The sequence below is a fragment of the Mesorhizobium sp. M0189 genome (assembly GCF_040322135.1).
GTDB lineage: Bacteria > Pseudomonadota > Alphaproteobacteria > Rhizobiales > Rhizobiaceae > Mesorhizobium.
The window spans coordinates 193,407-210,550 of the sequence record NZ_JAMYSW010000008.1 but is presented as its reverse complement, the minus strand read 5'-3'; the positions used below and the strand labels follow the sequence as shown (position 1 = coordinate 210,550).

Sequence of the window (17,144 nt, the reverse complement as noted above, 5' to 3'; positions counted from 1 at the left end):
CTGCCCCGCCGTCCCCACTGCGTGCCAAGATATCGCCCCGGGCTGCCAACCGCGTTGCCGCTGTCGTCGTTGGGCTGACGGCGGGTAGCGGCGCAGCGCCTGGATCGAAGAAGGATCGTTATCGGCAGGACCGCAGTCCAGAGGGGAGAGGCCGGCCAGGGCGGATTTGAGCCGGATTGGTCGAGAGAGAGGGCCGCCCGGTTCATTCCCGTTCCGCTCTCCTCGAGGTTTTCTCCATGTTTGATGTTTCTTCGAAGACTGCCGCTCCGGCAGTGCCGCTTCCGCTTGTCTCATCCCCGGCTGTCGAACCAGCTGCCGCCATCCACAGCGCGGCGCAGTTTCTTCTGCCCCATCTCGAACGCGGTCAGCGCGTCGACGTCTCGAGCCTTCGCTCGGCCATGGAAGCTGCCTTCGGTGCCTCCGATGCGTCCGGCGCATGGGACTGGAAATCAGCCTATGACGCTTGCGAAGTCGCGACGGTGCTGTTCCTGCGCAAATACGGAAAGTCGCTTTTCCGCAAAGCCGGTTCTGCGGCCGCCGCACTTCCGATGCTGGGCAAGATCGCCGGCCTGTTCCCAACTCACACGCGCCGCTCCGAAGAGACCGAAGCGCTTCAGCAGTTCAGCACCCCCATTCCGCTCGGTCTGGCGGCCGTTACTGCCGCGGCAATCACCCCTGCCGACCGCGTGCTTGAGCCCTCCGCCGGCACCGGGTTACTTGCTATTCTGGCCGAGATCAGCGGCAGCACGTTGCTGCTCAACGAACTGGCCGAGGCCCGCGCCGGGCTTCTCTCATTGCTCTTTCCGGCCATCCCCGTCACTCGCTTCAACGCAGCGCAGATCGATGATTATCTCGATCCCGGCATTGCACCAAGCTTCGTGCTGATGAACCCGCCGTTCTCGGTGCTTGCTAACGTCAGCGGCCGCGTGTCCGACGCTGCCTATCGTCACGTCGCCTCTGCGCTGGCCCGGCTCGCCGAGGGCGGGCGGCTTGTCGCAATCACTGGCGCAAATTTTTCCCCAGAGCTGCCCATCTGGCGCGAGTCCTTCGTCAGGCTCCAGGAGCGCGGTCGCGTCGTGTTCACCGCCGCGATCGACGGCGCCGTCTACGCCAGGCATGGCACCACCGTCGAGACCCGGCTGACCGTCATCGACAAACTGCCGGCCGACAAACGAGGCACCCTTCCAGCATCGGCCGGCATGGCGCCCGATGTCGCCACACTGATCGCCTGGATTGACAAGCATGTTCCCGCGCGACTGCCGGTCAGCGCTTCGGCTTTCGTGCCCGCCGTCAAGGCGACGGGGCCCACCGCGCGCGGCGTGCGCGGCTATCTCGCCAGATCCGCCGGTCCCACTCCGGTGCGCAGCCTTGCCGAGCCGGAAGGCACCGCGCTTGCTTACGAGACATTGGACTGGACGCCTGCCGAAAGTAGGCGCATCACCGATGGCATCTATGAGGAGTACGGGTTGCAGGCGATCCGCATTCCGGGCGCCCATCCGCATCCGACCAAGCTGGTCCAATCGGCGGCAATGGCATCCGTTGCCCCGCCGAAGCCGAGCTACCGGCCGATTCTTCCTGCCAAGGTTGTCAGCGACGGCCTCTTGTCCGACGCGCAGCTAGAAACAGTCATCTATGCCGGCGAGGCCCATTCGGAGTTCCTCACCGGTTCCTGGACGGTGGACGACACCTCCGACCTTGTCTCTGCCGCGCGCGACGATGCCGCGCACGCCGTGCGATTCCGCCGGGGCTTCATGCTCGGCGACGGGACGGGCGCCGGCAAGGGCCGCCAGTCAGCAGGCATCATCCTGGACAGTTGGATGCAGGGCCGCCGCAAGGCGATGTGGATCTCCAAATCCGACAAGCTGATCGAAGACGCCCAGCGCGACTGGTCTGCTCTCGGCATGGAGCGCCTGCTGGTCACGCCGCTGTTGCGGTTCCCGCGGGGCAAGGCCATCCGCCTCGATCAAGGGGTCCTATTCACCACCTACGCCACGCTGCGCTCCGACGAACGCGGTGAGAAGATCTCGCGCGTGCGGCAGATCGTCGAATGGTTGGGCACCGACTTCGACGGAGTGATCATTTTCGACGAGAGCCACGCTATGCAGAACGCGGCAGGCGGGAAGGGAGAACGCGGCGACGTCGCCGCCTCACAGCAGGGACGCGCCGGGCTCCGCCTCCAAAACGCCCTGCCGAACGCCCGCGTCGTCTATGTCTCGGCGACGGGAGCAACCACCGTCCACAACCTCGCCTACGCGCAGCGTTTGGGCCTGTGGGGTGGCGACGATTTGCCCTTTGCGACCAGGGCCGAATTTGTCGAGACGATCGAGGCTGGCGGCGTTGCCGCCATGGAAGTGCTGGCCCGAGACCTCCGCGCAATCGGTCTCTATACGGCCCGATCGCTCTCGTACGATGGTGTCGAATACGAGCTGGTCGAGCACCAGCTTACCTCCGAGCAGACCCGCATCTACGACGCCTATGCCGGAGCGTTTAGCGTCATTCATAACAATCTCGACGCCGCGATGCGGGCCGCCAACGTCACAGGCGAGACCGGGACACTGAACCGTCAGGCAAAGTCGGCTGCACGTTCGGCTTTCGAGAGCACGAAACAGCGCTTTTTCGGCCATTTGCTCACCGGCATGAAGACGCCGACCCTGATACGCTCGATCGAGCGCGATCTCCATCAAGGCCATGCCGCCGTCATCCAGATCGTCTCGACCGGCGAGGCGCTGATGGAACGGCGCCTCGCGGAAATTCCAACCGAGGAATGGAACGACGTTCGCGTCGACATCACGCCGCGCGAATATGTCCTCTCGTATCTGCAGCATTCCTTCCCCGTGCAACTCTACGAGCCGTTCACCGACAGCGAAGGCAATTTGTCGTCACGTCCGGTCTATCGTGACGGCCAGCCCGTCGAGAGCCGCGAAGCGGTCGCCCGCCGCGATCACCTCATCGAGCAACTCGCTTCACTCGCCCCCGTCCCGGGGGCACTCGATCAGATCGTACAGCGCTTCGGCACCGACCTCGTAGCGGAAGTGACAGGCCGGTCGCGCCGCATCGTGCGCAAGACCAGCACTCGAGGCATCGATCGCCTTGTCGTCGAAAACCGCGCCGGATCGGCCAATCTCGCCGAGGCACAGGCATTCATGGATGACTGCAAGCGCATATTGGTGTTTTCCGACGCCGGTGGCACTGGCCGCAGCTATCACGCTGATCTCACTGCGAAGAACCGCCGCCTTCGAGTTCACTATCTGCTCGAGCCGGGCTGGAGGGCCGATGCCGCCATCCAGGGCTTGGGGCGCACCAACCGCACGAACCAGGCGCAGCCGCCGCTGTTCCGGCCGGTTGCGACCGATGTGAAGGCTGAGAAGCGCTTTCTCTCGACGATAGCCCGGCGCCTCGACACATTGGGCGCCATTACGCGCGGCCAGCGCCAGACCGGCGGCCAGGGCCTATTTCGCCCTGAGGACAATCTGGAGTCGCACTATGCCCGCGACGCGCTGCGGCAGCTTTACCTGCTGCTGGTTCGCGGCAAGGTGGACGGCTGCTCACTCCAGATGTTCGAGGAAGCGACCGGCCTAACACTGACGGATTCCACCGGCATCAAGGACGAGCTGCCGCCGATCACGACCTTCCTCAATCGGCTGCTGGCGCTTACCATCCCGCTTCAAACCGCCCTGTTTACGGCCTTCGAGCAATTGCTGAATGCGAAAATCGAGGGCGCCATCGCCTCCGGTGCCTACGACATCGGCTTGGAAACACTGCGTGCGGAGAGCTTCGTCGTCACCGAGCGACGCGTCATCCATGTCCATGCCGCCACCGGTGCGGAAACGCGACTGCTGACCATCGCCCAGCGCAAGCGCAACCGACCCGTTTCACTTGCCGATGCCCTTGCTCAGCTTCACGATCCCCGCGCGAAGCTCCTGGTCAACAACCGATCCGGCCGCGCCGCCGTACAGGTGCCAGCGCCAGCGCTGATGCTCGACAACGGCGAGATCGAATGGCGAGTCCGGCTGATCCGGCCGATGGAGCACCATCAGGCCTCATTGAAGATGATGGCGGAGAGCCACTGGGTTGAGGCTGAGCAGGCTGCATTCGCTGACGCCTGGAGTGCCGAGACGGCTGACGTGCCCGAATTCACGGACAGCACTATCCATGTCGTTGCCGGCATGCTGCTGCCGATCTGGAAGCGTCTGCCCAGGGAATTCTCACGTGTGTACCGGCTCCAGACTGACGATGGCGAGCGCATCATCGGTCGTCAGGTCCCGCCAGCATGGATCGCGGGCGCACTGGCAACAAGCTCGCCTTCGATCACAGCCAGTGATGCTTTCGTTGCGCTTCTGGGCGGTCGAACGATCCTCGACCTCGTCGATGGTCTGCAGCTTCGGCGCAGCCCCCTCATGGGCGTCAGCCGAATCGAGCTGACGGGCTTCAACGACACAATGCGTGACCGTCTTTCGGCTTACGGCCTCTTCCGAGAGATCATCTCCTGGAAGCTGCGCATGTTCGTGCCCGCCGACGCATCTGGACCCGCAATTCTGGGCAAGTTGCTGAAGGGTTATCCAGTCCAGCGCATCGACACGCGGGAGGATGCGTGATGGCCCGCCACGATGCGTCAGAACTGGCGCACCGCCTCGGCCGGCACGCTGAGGCGGTTTGTCGCTACTATCTTTCGAACGGGCATCGCGAGGGCCGCTACTGGCTTGTCGGCGATGTGCAAAACACGCCGGGCCGCTCAATGTTCGTGCGGCTCGTCGGGTCAGCGAACGGAAAAGGAGCCGCCGGCAAGTGGGCCGATGCGGCGACTGGCGAGCATGGCGACCTTCTAGACGTCATTCGCGAAAGCCGCGGCTTCAGCAACTTCAAGGACGTTGCGAATGAAGCAATGACGTTTCTCGGCTTGCCGCATCCCGAACCAGAGCAGATTTCTCCCCGGCCGAAATCGGTAGACACGCCATCCGGATCATCGGAAGCAGCGCGTCGGCTGTTTGCGATGTCGCAGCCGATTGCGGGTACGGTCGTAGAGGCGTATCTGCGCAACCGCAGCATTGCCGCTTTGCACGGGACCGAAAGCCTGCGTTTTCACCCGCGCTGCTACTACCGGCCCCACGAACATGCGCCGACTGAGACCTGGCCGGCGATGATCGCTTCCGTCACCGATCTCGACGGCCATTTGACTGGCGCACATCGCACCTGGCTTGATCCTTCCGGCAGGGGCAAGGCACCGGTCGGTACGCCGAAGCGCGCGATGGGCGATCTTCTCGGTCACGCGGTTCGCTTTGGCCTGCCGGGCGACGTCATGGCGGGCGGCGAAGGCATCGAGACCGTCTTGTCGCTTCGGTGCATCCTGCCCGATATGGCTATGGCAGCGGCACTCTCGGCAGCCCATCTCGCTGCCATGCTGTTCCCCCTCACGCTGAGACGGCTCTACATCGTGCGCGATGCCGATCCAGCCGGCGACAGCGCGCGTGACACCTTGATCAAAAGAGCGAATGCTGCCGGGATTGAGGCGATCGTGCTCTCGCCGGCACTTGGAGACTTCAACGAAGATCTCTGTACGCTTGGCGTGGATGATCTTCGAGCACGCGCGCGTGTCCAGCTCGCCCCGCAGGACATCGCCCGTTTCATGGCAGTGGCGGGATAATTCGAAACGAACAACCTGTCCGCTGTCGCTTGCATCGCTCGAATGCCCCCCGAAGTCGGAGAGAACCGCGCCTGCGGGCCTTCGAGAGGGCGATCGGCCAGCAAACGACCCGGACCCGCAATGTCTTCGGCCGACTATTTTCCGGCGCGCTCCCAAGGGAGCGCTTTCCATCGCGAAGCAAAATAGCCGGCCTTCCCCCTCCTCCGCTGACACTCCGGCCCTTCGCTTCGCTGCGGGTGCAGGTCCGTCCCGTCCGCCGGCTTCCGTCGCCATGAAGGCCGCGAGGTCGCGGTCCAACCGGCGGAGCATCTAATGAGCGAGCATGACGACTACGAACCACAGCACTCGTCTTCACCCATCGACCAAGTCCTCACCGAACTCCAGCTCTATGGCTACCGACCCTTCGCAGATGAGCCTGATCCTCGACCGCTTCCAGAGGGGCACTGCGTCGCCGGCGCGATCGCTGACATCTTCGACGCCCTCATCGTGGCACTGCAAGACAGTCGCCTCGAGCCCGATCTCGACGATCTTCTGTGGTCGACCGTCAACATCTTTCACCGCGCCGCAGATCGAATCGAGCGCGAACTCGACCACAACGAGCAGGCGCAACGCCGCAGCCAGCGTGAGCAAGACGGCAGCGAAGTGAAATCCGTCGAGCTGGAACACCTGACAGCCGAAGGGCAGACGCTGATCGAACGCCAATGCGCCTTCGAACTGATGCGTGATCAGGCCGCGGAGCACTACGAGCGCCACACCGGATCAAGTTGGCGACCGCGCAGCGGATCGATGGTCAACCACCGCAACCTGACCTCTGCGCTGATCGACAGCCGCGACTTTCTCAGCGCCAAGAAACGCGCCTCGCAGGAAGTCCTTCTGCCACCTGGCCCGAAAATCGCCTTCACCGCTGGGCTCGACTTCAATGACCACCAGCTGATCTGGGCCAAGCTCGACCAGGTCCACGCCCGGCATCCAGACATGGTCTTGATGCACGGGAAATCGCCGAAGGGTGGCGAAAAGATCGCCTCCTGTTGGGCAGACCATCGCAAGGTACCCCAAATCGGCTTTGCCCCTGATTGGACAAAGCATGCCAAAGCCGCCCCGTTCAAGCGCAATGACGCAATGCTGGAGTTGCTGCCGATAGGCGTCATCGTCTTTCCCGGGACCGGAATTCAGGACAATCTTGCTGACAAGGCAAAAAAGCTCGGCATCCCAGTCCTCGACTTCCGCCCCAAGGGAGGCGGCGCGTAAGCGCTGCCCGCCCCTACCCTTTTTTCGATTGTACGATACGGCCGCGATGGGGCAGCGCGGCGCCGCCCGTCTTATGCGATACTCAAGTCCGCGCCCTAGCAAAGGCGCGCGACGCCGTCACGCTTGCCGTCAACGTTTCAGCTGCGTCGCAACTGGCATCACAGCTGCGAATAACGACGCCTGTTCAACCGAACAGGGGCTGGATCTGGGCGAACTCACCGAACAACCGGCGTGGGCAGGATGCTTGTTTCTGACCGGCCGTCGCATTGTTAGCGTTGTCGCTGACACGGCATGGCGCGACGCACAGCTCGAATCCACCACGGCGTGCCGTCTCGTTCCAAAGATCGCGGATATCCGGCGATGCACGTCAGCCGTGACTTGAGCCGTGTCTTAAGCGCGGTGCTGACAACAGCTTGCGACTCGCGATGCCTGTACAGAGGAGCATCGACGCCGCTGATCGTCGTAGCCGGGATTTCGCCAGCGACGGTATCGCCAGGTTCTCCGTTGATGTCTCTATCTGGTGGGCCGCTCCAAACGGCCTCTTTAATGGGCTGATCTGGCCGAAGGTCGGCTGCGCCTCGATCGCCTAAGCCGCAATGGCGCCGATCGACTTTCTTCCCCTGCCGGCTACGCCGTCATTCCTCGCCAAACAACAAAGTCGCCTGGCTGCCATCCTCCGCTGGCGCTGCGGTCGCAAGCGATGCGGCGTCGATCGCCCCCGGCCCGCCGATCGCCATCGAGGCCGCAACGGTGCGGGCTCGAAACAGAGTTCAAGGAGAAAACTCATGGCGATAATCGGAACCTTCAAGAGGGCCGGCAACAACGAGTTCACCGGCGAAATCGTGACCCTCTCGCTCCAGACCAAGAACGTCCGGGTCGTGCCCGAGACCAACCGCTCTGGCGACAGCGCCCCCAGCCACCGTGTCTTCGTCGGGCAGGTCGAGATCGGCGCCGCATGGTCCAAGCGCTCCAATGACGGCCGCGACTATCTCGGCATGAAGCTGGACGATCCGAGCTTCACTGCTCCGATCTACGCCAACCTCTTCAACGATGAGGAAGGCGAAGGCTTCAGCCTCATCTGGTCCCGCCCCAACGGGCGCCGCAACGCCGAGTAAGGGCCCGACCAAGGCTCCGCCCGGACGAACAGGGCGGGGCCGATCTCCTTTCATCCGACAAGTTGAGCGCAGTCGCTGCGCAACGAGCTCCGTCGGACTGTGGGGCGACTACCGGTCGTGTTCGCGACTGGCGACTTCATTCTTGCATGTTGCCTCGCCGATCATCGAAAATTCGCGGTGCTTCCCGCGTCAACTCACGGTGCCGATTTTCTGATCAACTCGCAAGGCTCCACATTCAGCGCAGTGGCGATCCTCCCAAGAACACTGATGCTGGCCGAGACCCGAGCGCGCTCGATCGATCCCACGTAACGCATGCTCAGTCCAGAGCGGGCGGCCAGTTCCTCCTGCGTCACGTTCTGGTCATGGCGCAGACGACGCATGTTGGCCGCCATGATCTCCTTGAGATTCATGACGGATTAGGGACCAGAAAGGGAACTATCGTTCTAGGAATGATCGTTCCTATTCGCTATGATTGGTGCTCGATCTAAAGGACGGCTCCTTCGAGATCGCGATCGAAATATGAACGGTCAAATACCATGCTTAAACCGCTGCTCGATCCTGATGTCGCCGACATTGCGCCGGATGCCCCGGTCCTGACCGGCTATGACGAGGAGCGTCTGCTCACCTACATTCGCCTGCTTGATGCGGCAGCGGAAGATGCCGATTGGCAGGAGGTGGCCAGGATCGTCTTGCATATAGACCCGGAGCAGGAGCCGGAACGAGCGTTCCGGTCCTGGGAGACCCATCTTGCTCGCGCGCGATGGATGACGACCAGCGGCTACCGATATCTTCTCGCTGGCGGCGCTCCGCACTGACGCGACCGGCGCTCCACCTTGCTGAATCGGCATAATGGTTTGCCGATTCTCCAACTATCCAACTTCCTTATCCCCCTGAATGTTGACGCCGACGCCTCACATCCGGGTACGCGGAGAGGACAGGAGCAGTGCAAGGCGATTGGACCGATCCGGCGGCGTATGCACATATGTGCAGCTACCAGGCTACGGAGTTCGCTGCCGAGTATCTGATCCGGAATGACGAATTCGTGGCAGAGTGCAGCCAGCTTGCATCGCAATCCGCTGGTTCTGGAGAACCTGCCGGTCAGCCCGATCTCGCCGCCCGTTGGGGCGCGCGATTTCAAAACTGCCGCTGCCGGACTTCCGAAAGCTGACAATATCATCTGGACGGAACAGGCCTCGCCGCGCGTGCTCCGGGTCATGCGGGTACCTGCATCCCACCAGACAGTTCAACCTTCCAGCCTTGGCGGAGCCAGCGTTTGGCCGCAGGACGAAGGCCTTCACATTATTTGGTCTACCTTAATTGGGAAAAGTCATCTCGTCGCTGACGACCGCGCCGGTGAATTCAACGCTATCCTTCTGCCGCTCGACGCTGCATTCGAGACGCGGCTCGATGCAGCGCGCCGGTTCTGGCGCGCACTGAACGGCCGGGCAGCCAGTCCATCTTACGGCGCGCTGCCGCAACAGACCAAGACCAGGCATATCCTCAATTTACGCGCACATGATGGTCAACGCACGGGTGCAACCTATCGTCAGCTCGCGGAGGTGCTGTTTTCGCAAGAGCCGATTGTGCCGCGAGATTGGCGTGATCATCATCTCCGCCACAAGGTCCGAGCTATCTTACGCCGTGCAGCTTTTTTTGTCGCCGGCGGCTATCGCGATCTTCTCTTCTACCCCCACAACCGCAGCGAAAGGTCCGGCCGCCGAAGTCCTTCTTCGGGGTAGCAAAAACGCACCCCCCCATCTTTGCCCTCCCTCGCCTTTCCTCATTTCGATCATGGTCCACTTCGCGCGTCCCGGCAGGCCAGGACGACAGCAGAACCGAATGGAGATCGAGCGATGTCGAAGGGTCCCGCGGACGCGCCCCAAAAGTATTTGCGCACGAAGGAGGCAGCACCCATCGTCGGGCTCTGCGCCCGCACACTCGAAAAGCACCGGACCTACGGCACCGGCCCAAAATACCGAAAGGTCGGCGGGCGCGTTCTCTACGACATCAACGACCTGCACGCCTGGATAGACCTGGGCGCACGCACCTCCACCAGCGATGCCAACGCGACCTATGTTCCGCCGGCAAAACCCCATGCAGCCCGCGCGCCCGCCTATGTCGGCAGGCGCGACCGCAGCTCCTGATCTGTGGCGCACCGAAATGCCGTATCGCGAGACCGTTCAGCAGCAATTTGCGCTGCCTCATGTCCCCTCATCCGGCTTCCCTCCACCCGGCACGCGGGACGTTGTGGCCTGGCAGCTCGTCTTGATGGTGAAATCCGGCCGCCTGACACCGATCCACTCTCATGCGGGCGAAGAATCGACCTGCGTTGAGGCGGCAAGTGTGCACGGCATGGCAACGATTTGGAACGCTGCCATCCTGGTCTGGGCTGCGTCGCAAACCATCCACGCGCAAGCCAGGAGATTGCAACCGCGCCGCCTGGTAGCGGCGAAACAGCAGCAAACCCTGATCTTCATGTCGCTGCGTAAACGGCGGCATGTCCACAGCCGGATAGCCGCACGCGAGCAGCCGAGTCCATACACGGCCAAGCGTCGTAAAACTTGCCTGCTGCGCCCCGGGATCGAGTCATGAGCAAGCGCACAAAGATCATCGCCACGATGGTTGGCGGCGTAGTGCTCGCCGCGGCGCCGGCATGGATTAGCCATCCGCCGCTGTCCATCTGGAACGCATCGGCGAGCATCCCCGTCGGGCTCTACCGCGTCCAGCCGGCCGACAAAATCGGTATTGCCAATATCGCCGTCATCATGCCGCCCGAGCCATTGGCGGCCTTCATGGCAAGACGCGGGTATCTGCCGAAAAATGTGCCGCTCCTGAAGCGTATTTTGGCACTGGGGGGCGCAACCGTCTGTCGCCAAGGCACAACGATCATCGTCAACGGCAAGACGTATGGACATGCGCGCGAGCGTGACGGTCGCGGTCGACCCCTGCCCATCTGGCAGGGCTGCCGCGACATTGCCGAGGCGGACGTCTTCCTTATGAACCCGGGTGCAGCCGACAGTTTTGACAGCCGCTATTTCGGCCCGCTCCCGCTCTCATCAATCGTTGGCCGCGCGCTTCCCGTCTGGACCACGGAGCCCACCACTCCGGTGCTGGAATTCACCAACGATCCCCTTGCTAGCGAGCCGTGACGGCTCGGTTCGACGTGCACTAACACCCATGAAAGGAGCACTGCAATGACTCAGATCGGAATATTCACGCGCAACGATGACGGCTTCTTCGGCAATCTCTCCACGCTAACGATCGAGGCGAAGATTGCCATTCTGCCTGCCGAGAAATCCAAAACCGAAAACGCGCCCGACCATCTGATCTATTGCGAAGGGACGGCGGTCGGTGCGGCTTGGGACCGCGCCGGAGACAAGGCTGGGGATTACCTCTCCGTCTCAATTGACGACCCGTCCTTTACGCAGCCGATCCGCGCCAAGCTGTTCCGGTCCGATGCAGAGAACAGCGTCTGGAGCATGCACTGGAACCGATCATCGAAGCGCGACGGGCGAGGCTGAACAAATGCTTCTGGAGCCCTTCGACGAATCTTTCTCGCCAATCCTTTTGATCCATTGGGCGCCGGTTAAACCCTTCGACCCGACCGCCCGCGAGGCAGCCCACAGAGGGCCGGACACTTGCTTGTGGCTCCGGACGCAGATTTCATCACAGTTTTGGCAAAGCCGGTTCGATCGGCGAGCCCCTGCCCTTAACGGAAGCGAACACCGTCGCAGGCTGGCGGCGCATCGGTTCTGCGGTCTGCGGGATGCAGCCCACAGAGGCATGACGACGTTTGCCGCATGTGTCATGCTCGGCTTCGTGGCGCCCGAAACTGTTGCAGCGGCTTCCTCTGCTGGTGAACGGCCGGCGCACTCCGAGTCGACGATCTTGTCGGCAGGCCCGTGGTCGCGGCATATCCGGGAAGCGTCAAAACGCTTCGCCATTCCAGAGCGGTTGCTGCGCGGCGTCATGCATGTTGAGAGCGTCGGCGATGTTCGTGCGCTTTCAAGCAAGGGCGCAATGGGCTTGATGCAGATCATGCCGGCGACCTGGGAAGAACTGCGCATCAAATACCGTCTCGGTGACGATCCCTATCAACCGCGTGACAACATTCTTGCAGGTGCAGCATATCTTCGCGAAATGCTCGACAGCTTCGGGCGCAGCGGCTTTCTTGCCGCTTACAATGCCGGTCCTGGTCGGTACAGGGAACATCTCTCAACCGGCCGGCCGCTGCCACGCGAGACGGTCGACTACGTCAGGAAACTCGCGCCGCTGCTCGATGGTGCAGTTCTCAGTCCGCGGCGCGCGCGGCAAAGAAGGGGCAGAGCCAGCTCACTCCGTGCAACGATCTTTGCGCATCCCCATGACATTCGGAACGCCGCTGCATCGGATGGCAATGGTTATGCCGAGACGATCTTTGCGGCGATTCATTCGTCCGCGATGCGGTCGCCAATGGGCCATCCTGTTGCGGACCTGACTGCGATCGAGCCACGGCCGGGTGAAACCGATTTCCAATCGAACCACGCTGTTTCCGGCCTATTCGCTCAGCCCTCTTTAGTCATATCGCGATGATCGCCACGTTCCTCCTCAATTCCATTCCGGCCTGTTCCGTCGCGGAAATTGCGGCGGAAGGGTTGTCCGCAGATGGGGACAGAGAGAGTGGCAGGATAAAGGGCCGCGAGGTGCGGCTCGGATCGGCCGATTGTTTTCCTTACAATTTTCGACTCATTTCGCGATGTGCTGCCACAATCAGCGATGTGCGCTATTCCCATTTTTTCAGTCTTTCAATGGAAACCGCACCTCGTGGCCGCCTAGCATGACGCGTGACGATAGCTTTCGCGTCCGCCCGGGTCGTATCCGCTCCCGCGCCGGCCAGCGCGCACGACCCTTCATCTTCCAGGCTCTTGCGGCCACACAGCGCGCCGGCGGTCACCTTACACGCGAGGGTCGGATCACCTCCCCGCGAGCTTCAACGTTTGGCCGCGGCAGATCAGCGAGCATCCGCGCCAGTCGCCTCATCTCTGACCGCTCACGCGGCGCCGTCGTCAAGACCCGTGTGGTGCGGCAGTTCAGAGGGTCTGCGCCACTCGCCACCCATCTCAAATATCTTCGCCGCGAAGGTGTTACACGGGATGGTGAGAAGGCGAGGATGTTCGGCCCTGACACCAAAGAGGCAGATCATGACGCCTTCTGCGATCGCTGCAAGGACGATCGGCATCACTTCCGTTTCATCGTTTCACCGGACGACGCAATGGAGCTCGGCGAGCTCAAGAACTTCACTCGTGACCTGATGGTCGACATCGAGCGCGACCTCGGCACGAGGCTTGACTGGGTAGCCGTCGATCACTGGAACACCAAACATCCGCACGTTCACATCCTCGTTCGCGGCGTTGCCGACGATGGCGAGAGTCTTGTCATCTCGCGCGACTACATCCGCCAGGGCATGCGCGATCGGGCGAGCGACATTCTCACCCAGACGCTTGGGCTCCGCACCGACCTCGACATCCGCCAGGCCATCGAGCACCAAGTCGACACTGAGCGCTGGACGCAGCTCGATCGCCAGCTTGCTCGTGACGCCGACCGTCATGGTATCATTGATCTCGCGCCACACCCTGATCGCCATCCCGACCAGTTCCTGGGGCTCAAAGTCGGCCGGCTGCGGCAACTGGAACGCCTGGGTCTCGCGAACGAGATCCGTCCCGGCCAATGGATGGTGGTCGAAGAGGCCGAGGCCACTTTGCGCGCCCTCGGTGAACGCGGCGACATCATCAAGCGCATGCACCGCAGTCTCACCGTGCATGGGCTAGAAAAGGGGACAGCCGACTACGTGCTGGCCGCCGAAAAAATTGATGCGCCCGTGATCGGCCGACTGCTCGAACGCGGCCTTGATGACGAACGGCGCGGCGCGGCCTATGCCATCGTCGATGGCATCGATGGACGCACGCACCACATTCGCTTCCATGATCCTGATGCGGCGGGAGATTCCGACCCGGGCTCGGTCGTGGAGTTGTGTCGCGATGCGAGTGCAAATGGCGGTGGCCGGGTCACGCTCGCCGTCCGCTCCGACCTCTCAATCGAACAGCAGGTCCATGCTTCCGGCGCGACTTGGCTCGATCGCCAACTCGTTGCACGCGAGCCCGCCGAATTCGGTGACGGCGGCTTTGGCAAGGACGTAGGACAGGCACTGCAAGATCGGGTAGATCACCTTGTCAGCCGCGATCTGGCCAGGCGCGAGGGACAGCGCGTCATTCTTGCCCGCAATCTGATCGATACACTACACGATCATGAGGTGGAATCGCTTGGTGCCCGCATCGCCGCCGAGACGGGCCTGTCATTCACGAAGGCTCCCAACGGCAATCATGTGGCTGGGATTTACCGGCGGCGTTTTTTGCTGGCTTCAGGCCGGCTCGCGATGATCGATAATGGACTCGAATTCAAGCTGGTGCCCTGGTCGCCGTCGCTCGAAAAGCGATTGGGTAATCAAGTTACCGGGGTCGTGTGCTCAGATACGGGGGGCGTGGATTGGAGCCTGGGAAAGAAGCGCGGCATCGGCTTATGATGGTTACACGCGTATGCTCTATCCTGATGCTGGGAAGCCGGCACGGTCCGTCGCACATCCTCTGTTTGTACCTGCACGGTGAAGCGCCAAATGGGCTCGTAAAAAACAGGGACGTTGCGAATCCTCAATCAGTCCGCGGTCAGCACGACCTTGACACTCTGAGTGCGGTCGGCGGCAAGTCGGAACGCATCGGGGGCGGAGGAAAGCGTGCGCTCCGCCGTCACCAGCTTCAGGACGTCCACCTCCCGCGACACAATGAGGTCGACTGCGCGACCGAACTCGCTGCCGAAGCGGAAGGTGCCTTTGAGGTCGATCTCCTTGGCCATCACCGCATTGGCGGGCAGCGGGATCTGGCCACCGGGAAGATTGCCGACCTGGACCACCGTGCCGCCGCGCCGGACGCTGGCGATTGCCGCGGCAAGGCCTGCGGCAGTGCCTGAAATCTCGAACGCCACGTCAAGCGAACCGCCGGCGGCGAGCGCCTGGAGCTCGCCGTCGCCGCTGGCAATGTCGATCGTCCTGTCGGCACCCAACCTGCCGGCGAAGGCGAGCGGCGCGGCGGCGATGTCGGCGACGGTCAGTTCAGCGCAGCCGGCAAGCCTGGCCGCGAGCATGGTCAAGAGACCGATGGGGCCGGCACCGAACAGGATGACGTTGCGGCCCCTGATGTCGCCCGCCCGCGCGACGGCGTGCAGGCTGACCGCCAACGGCTCGGCAAGCGCCGCCGCCTGGTAGGCCACATCAGATGGAACCTTGAAACATTGCGCGGGCTTGGCGTCGAACAGACTGGCGAAACCGCCCTGCATATGCGGCGTCTTCGATGCCGAGCCCATGAAATAGATGTTCTCGCAGAGATTGGCGCGGCCTTCCAGGCATCGCGCGCAATGCCCGCACCAGCGCGACGGATTGACCGCGACGTGGTCGCCGACGCCCAGGCCGGGTGCCGCGCCATTGATCTCGACGATTTCGCCTGAGATTTCGTGGCCGAGGACAAGCGGCGAGGTCACCACGAAATCGCCGGTACGGGCATGGCGGAAATAATGCAGGTCGGAGCCGCAGATGCCCCCGGCCTCGAAGCGCACCCGCACCATGCCTGGCGCCAGCGGTTCGAGCGGACGCTCCACGACGCGCAGGTCCTGCGGGCCGAACAGCGTCGCGGCAACCACCTGGCCGCTCACCGGATCAAGCCCATCTCGGTCGGCAGCCAGAGCGTGATGGCGGGTATGAAGGTGATCAGAAGCAGCGCCACGATAAGCGGCACCAGCCACGGCAGGATCGCCATGGTGGTGCGCTCGACAGAAAGCTTGGCGACACGTGACAGCACGAACAGCACCATGCCGAGCGGCGGGTGCAAAAGCCCGATCATCAGGTTGAGCGTCATGATCAGCCCGAAATGCACCGGGTTGATGCCGTAGACGGCGGCAACCGGCAGCAGGATCGGCACCAGAATCGTGATCGCGGCGATCGTATCGAGGAAGCAGCCGACCACCAGCATCAGGATGTTGACCAGGATCAGGAACACCCACTTGTTTTCGGTGAGCGCGAAAATGAAGTTCGAAAACAGCTGCGCTGCCTGGCTGACGGTGAGCAGCCAGGCGAAGATCGATGCGGCGGTGACGATGAAGAGCACCGAGGCGGTCGTTTCGATCGTGTCGAAGCTGGCCTTGGCAAGCAAACGCAGCGTCATCGTGCGGTAGCGCACCAGCCCGAGGAAAAGCGACCAGATGACAGCCGCCATCGCGGCTTCGGTTGGCGTGAACCAGCCCATCGTCATGCCGCCGATCAGGATGACCGGCGTCATCAGCGCCATGACCGCGGAGAAGTCGAAATACCAGTCCGCCGCGACCAGCACCAGCAGCGCGATGCCGACCGCGATATTGATCGACAGGCCAAGCTGCACAAGCACGTAACAGCCAATCGGAAAGGCAGCCACCACCAGCACCTCGCCTGCTGCTTCGGCGAGCCGCCGAAGCTCGAAAGGTGTGTCGGAACCCCAGCCGCGACTGTAGGCAAAGATGGCAACCGTAATCATCATCAGCACGGTCATGACCACGCCGGGCAGGATGCCGGCCATGAACAGCGCACCGATCGAGACATTGGCCATCATGCCGTAGATGACGAAGGGCAGCGAGGGCGGAAAGATCGGCCCGAGCGTGGCGGAAGCGGCGGTGACGCCGACCGCGGCGTCGATAGGATAGCCGTGGTCCTTCATCGCCTTGATCTCGATCGTGCCAATGCCGGCGGCGTCGGCGAGCGCGGTGCCCGACATGCCGGAAAAGATCACCGATCCGATGATGTTGACCTGCGCCAGGCCGCCCTTCATCCAGCCGACCAGGGCAAGGGCAAAGGAATAGATGCGCCCGGTGACGCCGGCGATGTTCATGAGGTTGCCGGCCAGGATGAAGAAGGGAACGGCGAGCAGTGGAAAGCTCTCGACCCCGGCGATCATGCGCTGGGCCGCAATGATATCGGGCGCCACGCCGTAGATGACGAGGTAAAGGATCGAGGCGGCCGCCATCGAAACGGCGACCGGCACGCCGATGAGCATCAGGACAAGAAAGCCCCCTACCAGAAGCAGCAT

At 62.7% G+C, this 17,144-nt stretch carries 16 protein-coding genes; 13 read left to right on the top strand and 3 right to left on the bottom strand.

Features of this window, described 5'->3' with window-relative positions:
- The first annotated feature begins 236 nt into the window (after window positions 1–236).
- From NKJ09_RS17275 to NKJ09_RS17260, 4 genes are all read left to right on the top strand, one after another.
- A complete protein-coding gene (locus NKJ09_RS17275; protein ID WP_352494347.1) occupies window positions 237–4,595 on the top strand; it encodes a strawberry notch-like NTP hydrolase domain-containing protein in 4,359 nt (1,452 codons plus the stop codon).
- Window positions 4,595–5,641, top strand: coding sequence for a DUF7146 domain-containing protein (locus NKJ09_RS17270; RefSeq protein ID WP_023717056.1), 1,047 nt, complete (start codon window positions 4,595–4,597; stop codon window positions 5,639–5,641). The genes NKJ09_RS17275 and NKJ09_RS17270 overlap by 1 nt, the downstream gene beginning before the upstream one ends.
- A gap of 312 nt (window positions 5,642–5,953) precedes the next feature.
- Complete coding sequence (locus tag NKJ09_RS17265; protein WP_023717055.1) at window positions 5,954–6,889, top strand: DUF2493 domain-containing protein; 936 nt, start codon at window positions 5,954–5,956, stop codon at window positions 6,887–6,889.
- Window positions 6,890–7,674: 785 nt separating this feature from the next.
- Entirely contained in the window at window positions 7,675–8,004 is a 330-nt protein-coding gene (locus NKJ09_RS17260; RefSeq protein WP_023717052.1) for a DUF736 domain-containing protein, read from the top strand.
- 194 nt (window positions 8,005–8,198) lie between these two features.
- On the opposite strand, the gene NKJ09_RS17255 is transcribed toward NKJ09_RS17260, so the two are convergent.
- Entirely contained in the window at window positions 8,199–8,414 is a 216-nt protein-coding gene (locus NKJ09_RS17255) for a helix-turn-helix domain-containing protein (RefSeq protein ID WP_023717051.1), read from the bottom strand.
- Between the two features lie 126 nt (window positions 8,415–8,540).
- On the opposite strand from NKJ09_RS17255, the gene NKJ09_RS17250 reads away from it, so the two are divergent.
- The 9 genes from NKJ09_RS17250 (at window position 8,541) to NKJ09_RS17210 (ending at window position 14,563) form a co-directional block, all read left to right on the top strand.
- A complete protein-coding gene (locus NKJ09_RS17250; protein WP_023717050.1) occupies window positions 8,541–8,819 on the top strand; it encodes a DNA -binding domain-containing protein in 279 nt (92 codons plus the stop codon).
- A gap of 167 nt (window positions 8,820–8,986) precedes the next feature.
- A complete protein-coding gene (locus tag NKJ09_RS17245) occupies window positions 8,987–9,172 on the top strand; it encodes a transcriptional regulator domain-containing protein (protein ID WP_352483886.1) in 186 nt (61 codons plus the stop codon).
- 46 nt (window positions 9,173–9,218) lie between these two features.
- Entirely contained in the window at window positions 9,219–9,743 is a 525-nt protein-coding gene (locus NKJ09_RS17240) for a DUF2285 domain-containing protein (protein ID WP_352483885.1), read from the top strand.
- A 114-nt stretch (window positions 9,744–9,857) separates the two neighbouring features.
- Entirely contained in the window at window positions 9,858–10,148 is a 291-nt protein-coding gene (locus NKJ09_RS17235) for a helix-turn-helix transcriptional regulator (RefSeq protein WP_023717048.1), read from the top strand.
- 16 nt (window positions 10,149–10,164) lie between these two features.
- Window positions 10,165–10,596, top strand: coding sequence for a replication initiator protein A (locus NKJ09_RS17230; RefSeq protein ID WP_023717047.1), 432 nt, complete (start codon window positions 10,165–10,167; stop codon window positions 10,594–10,596).
- Window positions 10,593–11,153, top strand: a complete 561-nt coding sequence (locus NKJ09_RS17225; protein ID WP_352494348.1) for a S26 family signal peptidase — start codon at window positions 10,593–10,595, stop codon at window positions 11,151–11,153. The genes NKJ09_RS17230 and NKJ09_RS17225 overlap by 4 nt, the downstream gene beginning before the upstream one ends.
- Window positions 11,154–11,198: 45 nt before the next feature.
- Complete coding sequence (locus NKJ09_RS17220) at window positions 11,199–11,525, top strand: DUF736 domain-containing protein (RefSeq protein WP_352494349.1); 327 nt, start codon at window positions 11,199–11,201, stop codon at window positions 11,523–11,525.
- A 286-nt stretch (window positions 11,526–11,811) separates the two neighbouring features.
- A complete protein-coding gene (locus NKJ09_RS17215; protein ID WP_352494350.1) occupies window positions 11,812–12,576 on the top strand; it encodes a lytic transglycosylase domain-containing protein in 765 nt (254 codons plus the stop codon).
- 244 nt (window positions 12,577–12,820) lie between these two features.
- A complete protein-coding gene (locus tag NKJ09_RS17210; RefSeq protein ID WP_023717043.1) occupies window positions 12,821–14,563 on the top strand; it encodes a relaxase/mobilization nuclease domain-containing protein in 1,743 nt (580 codons plus the stop codon).
- Between the two features lie 128 nt (window positions 14,564–14,691).
- Here the strand turns inward: NKJ09_RS17210 and NKJ09_RS17205 are convergent, their stop codons facing one another.
- Both NKJ09_RS17205 and NKJ09_RS17200 read right to left on the bottom strand, forming a co-directional pair.
- Window positions 14,692–15,741, bottom strand: coding sequence for an L-idonate 5-dehydrogenase (locus NKJ09_RS17205; RefSeq protein WP_352483861.1), 1,050 nt, complete (start codon window positions 15,739–15,741; stop codon window positions 14,692–14,694).
- On the bottom strand, window positions 15,738–17,144 hold the full coding sequence (locus tag NKJ09_RS17200) for a TRAP transporter large permease (protein WP_352483860.1): 1,407 nt from the start codon (window positions 17,142–17,144) through the stop codon (window positions 15,738–15,740). The genes NKJ09_RS17205 and NKJ09_RS17200 overlap by 4 nt, the downstream gene beginning before the upstream one ends.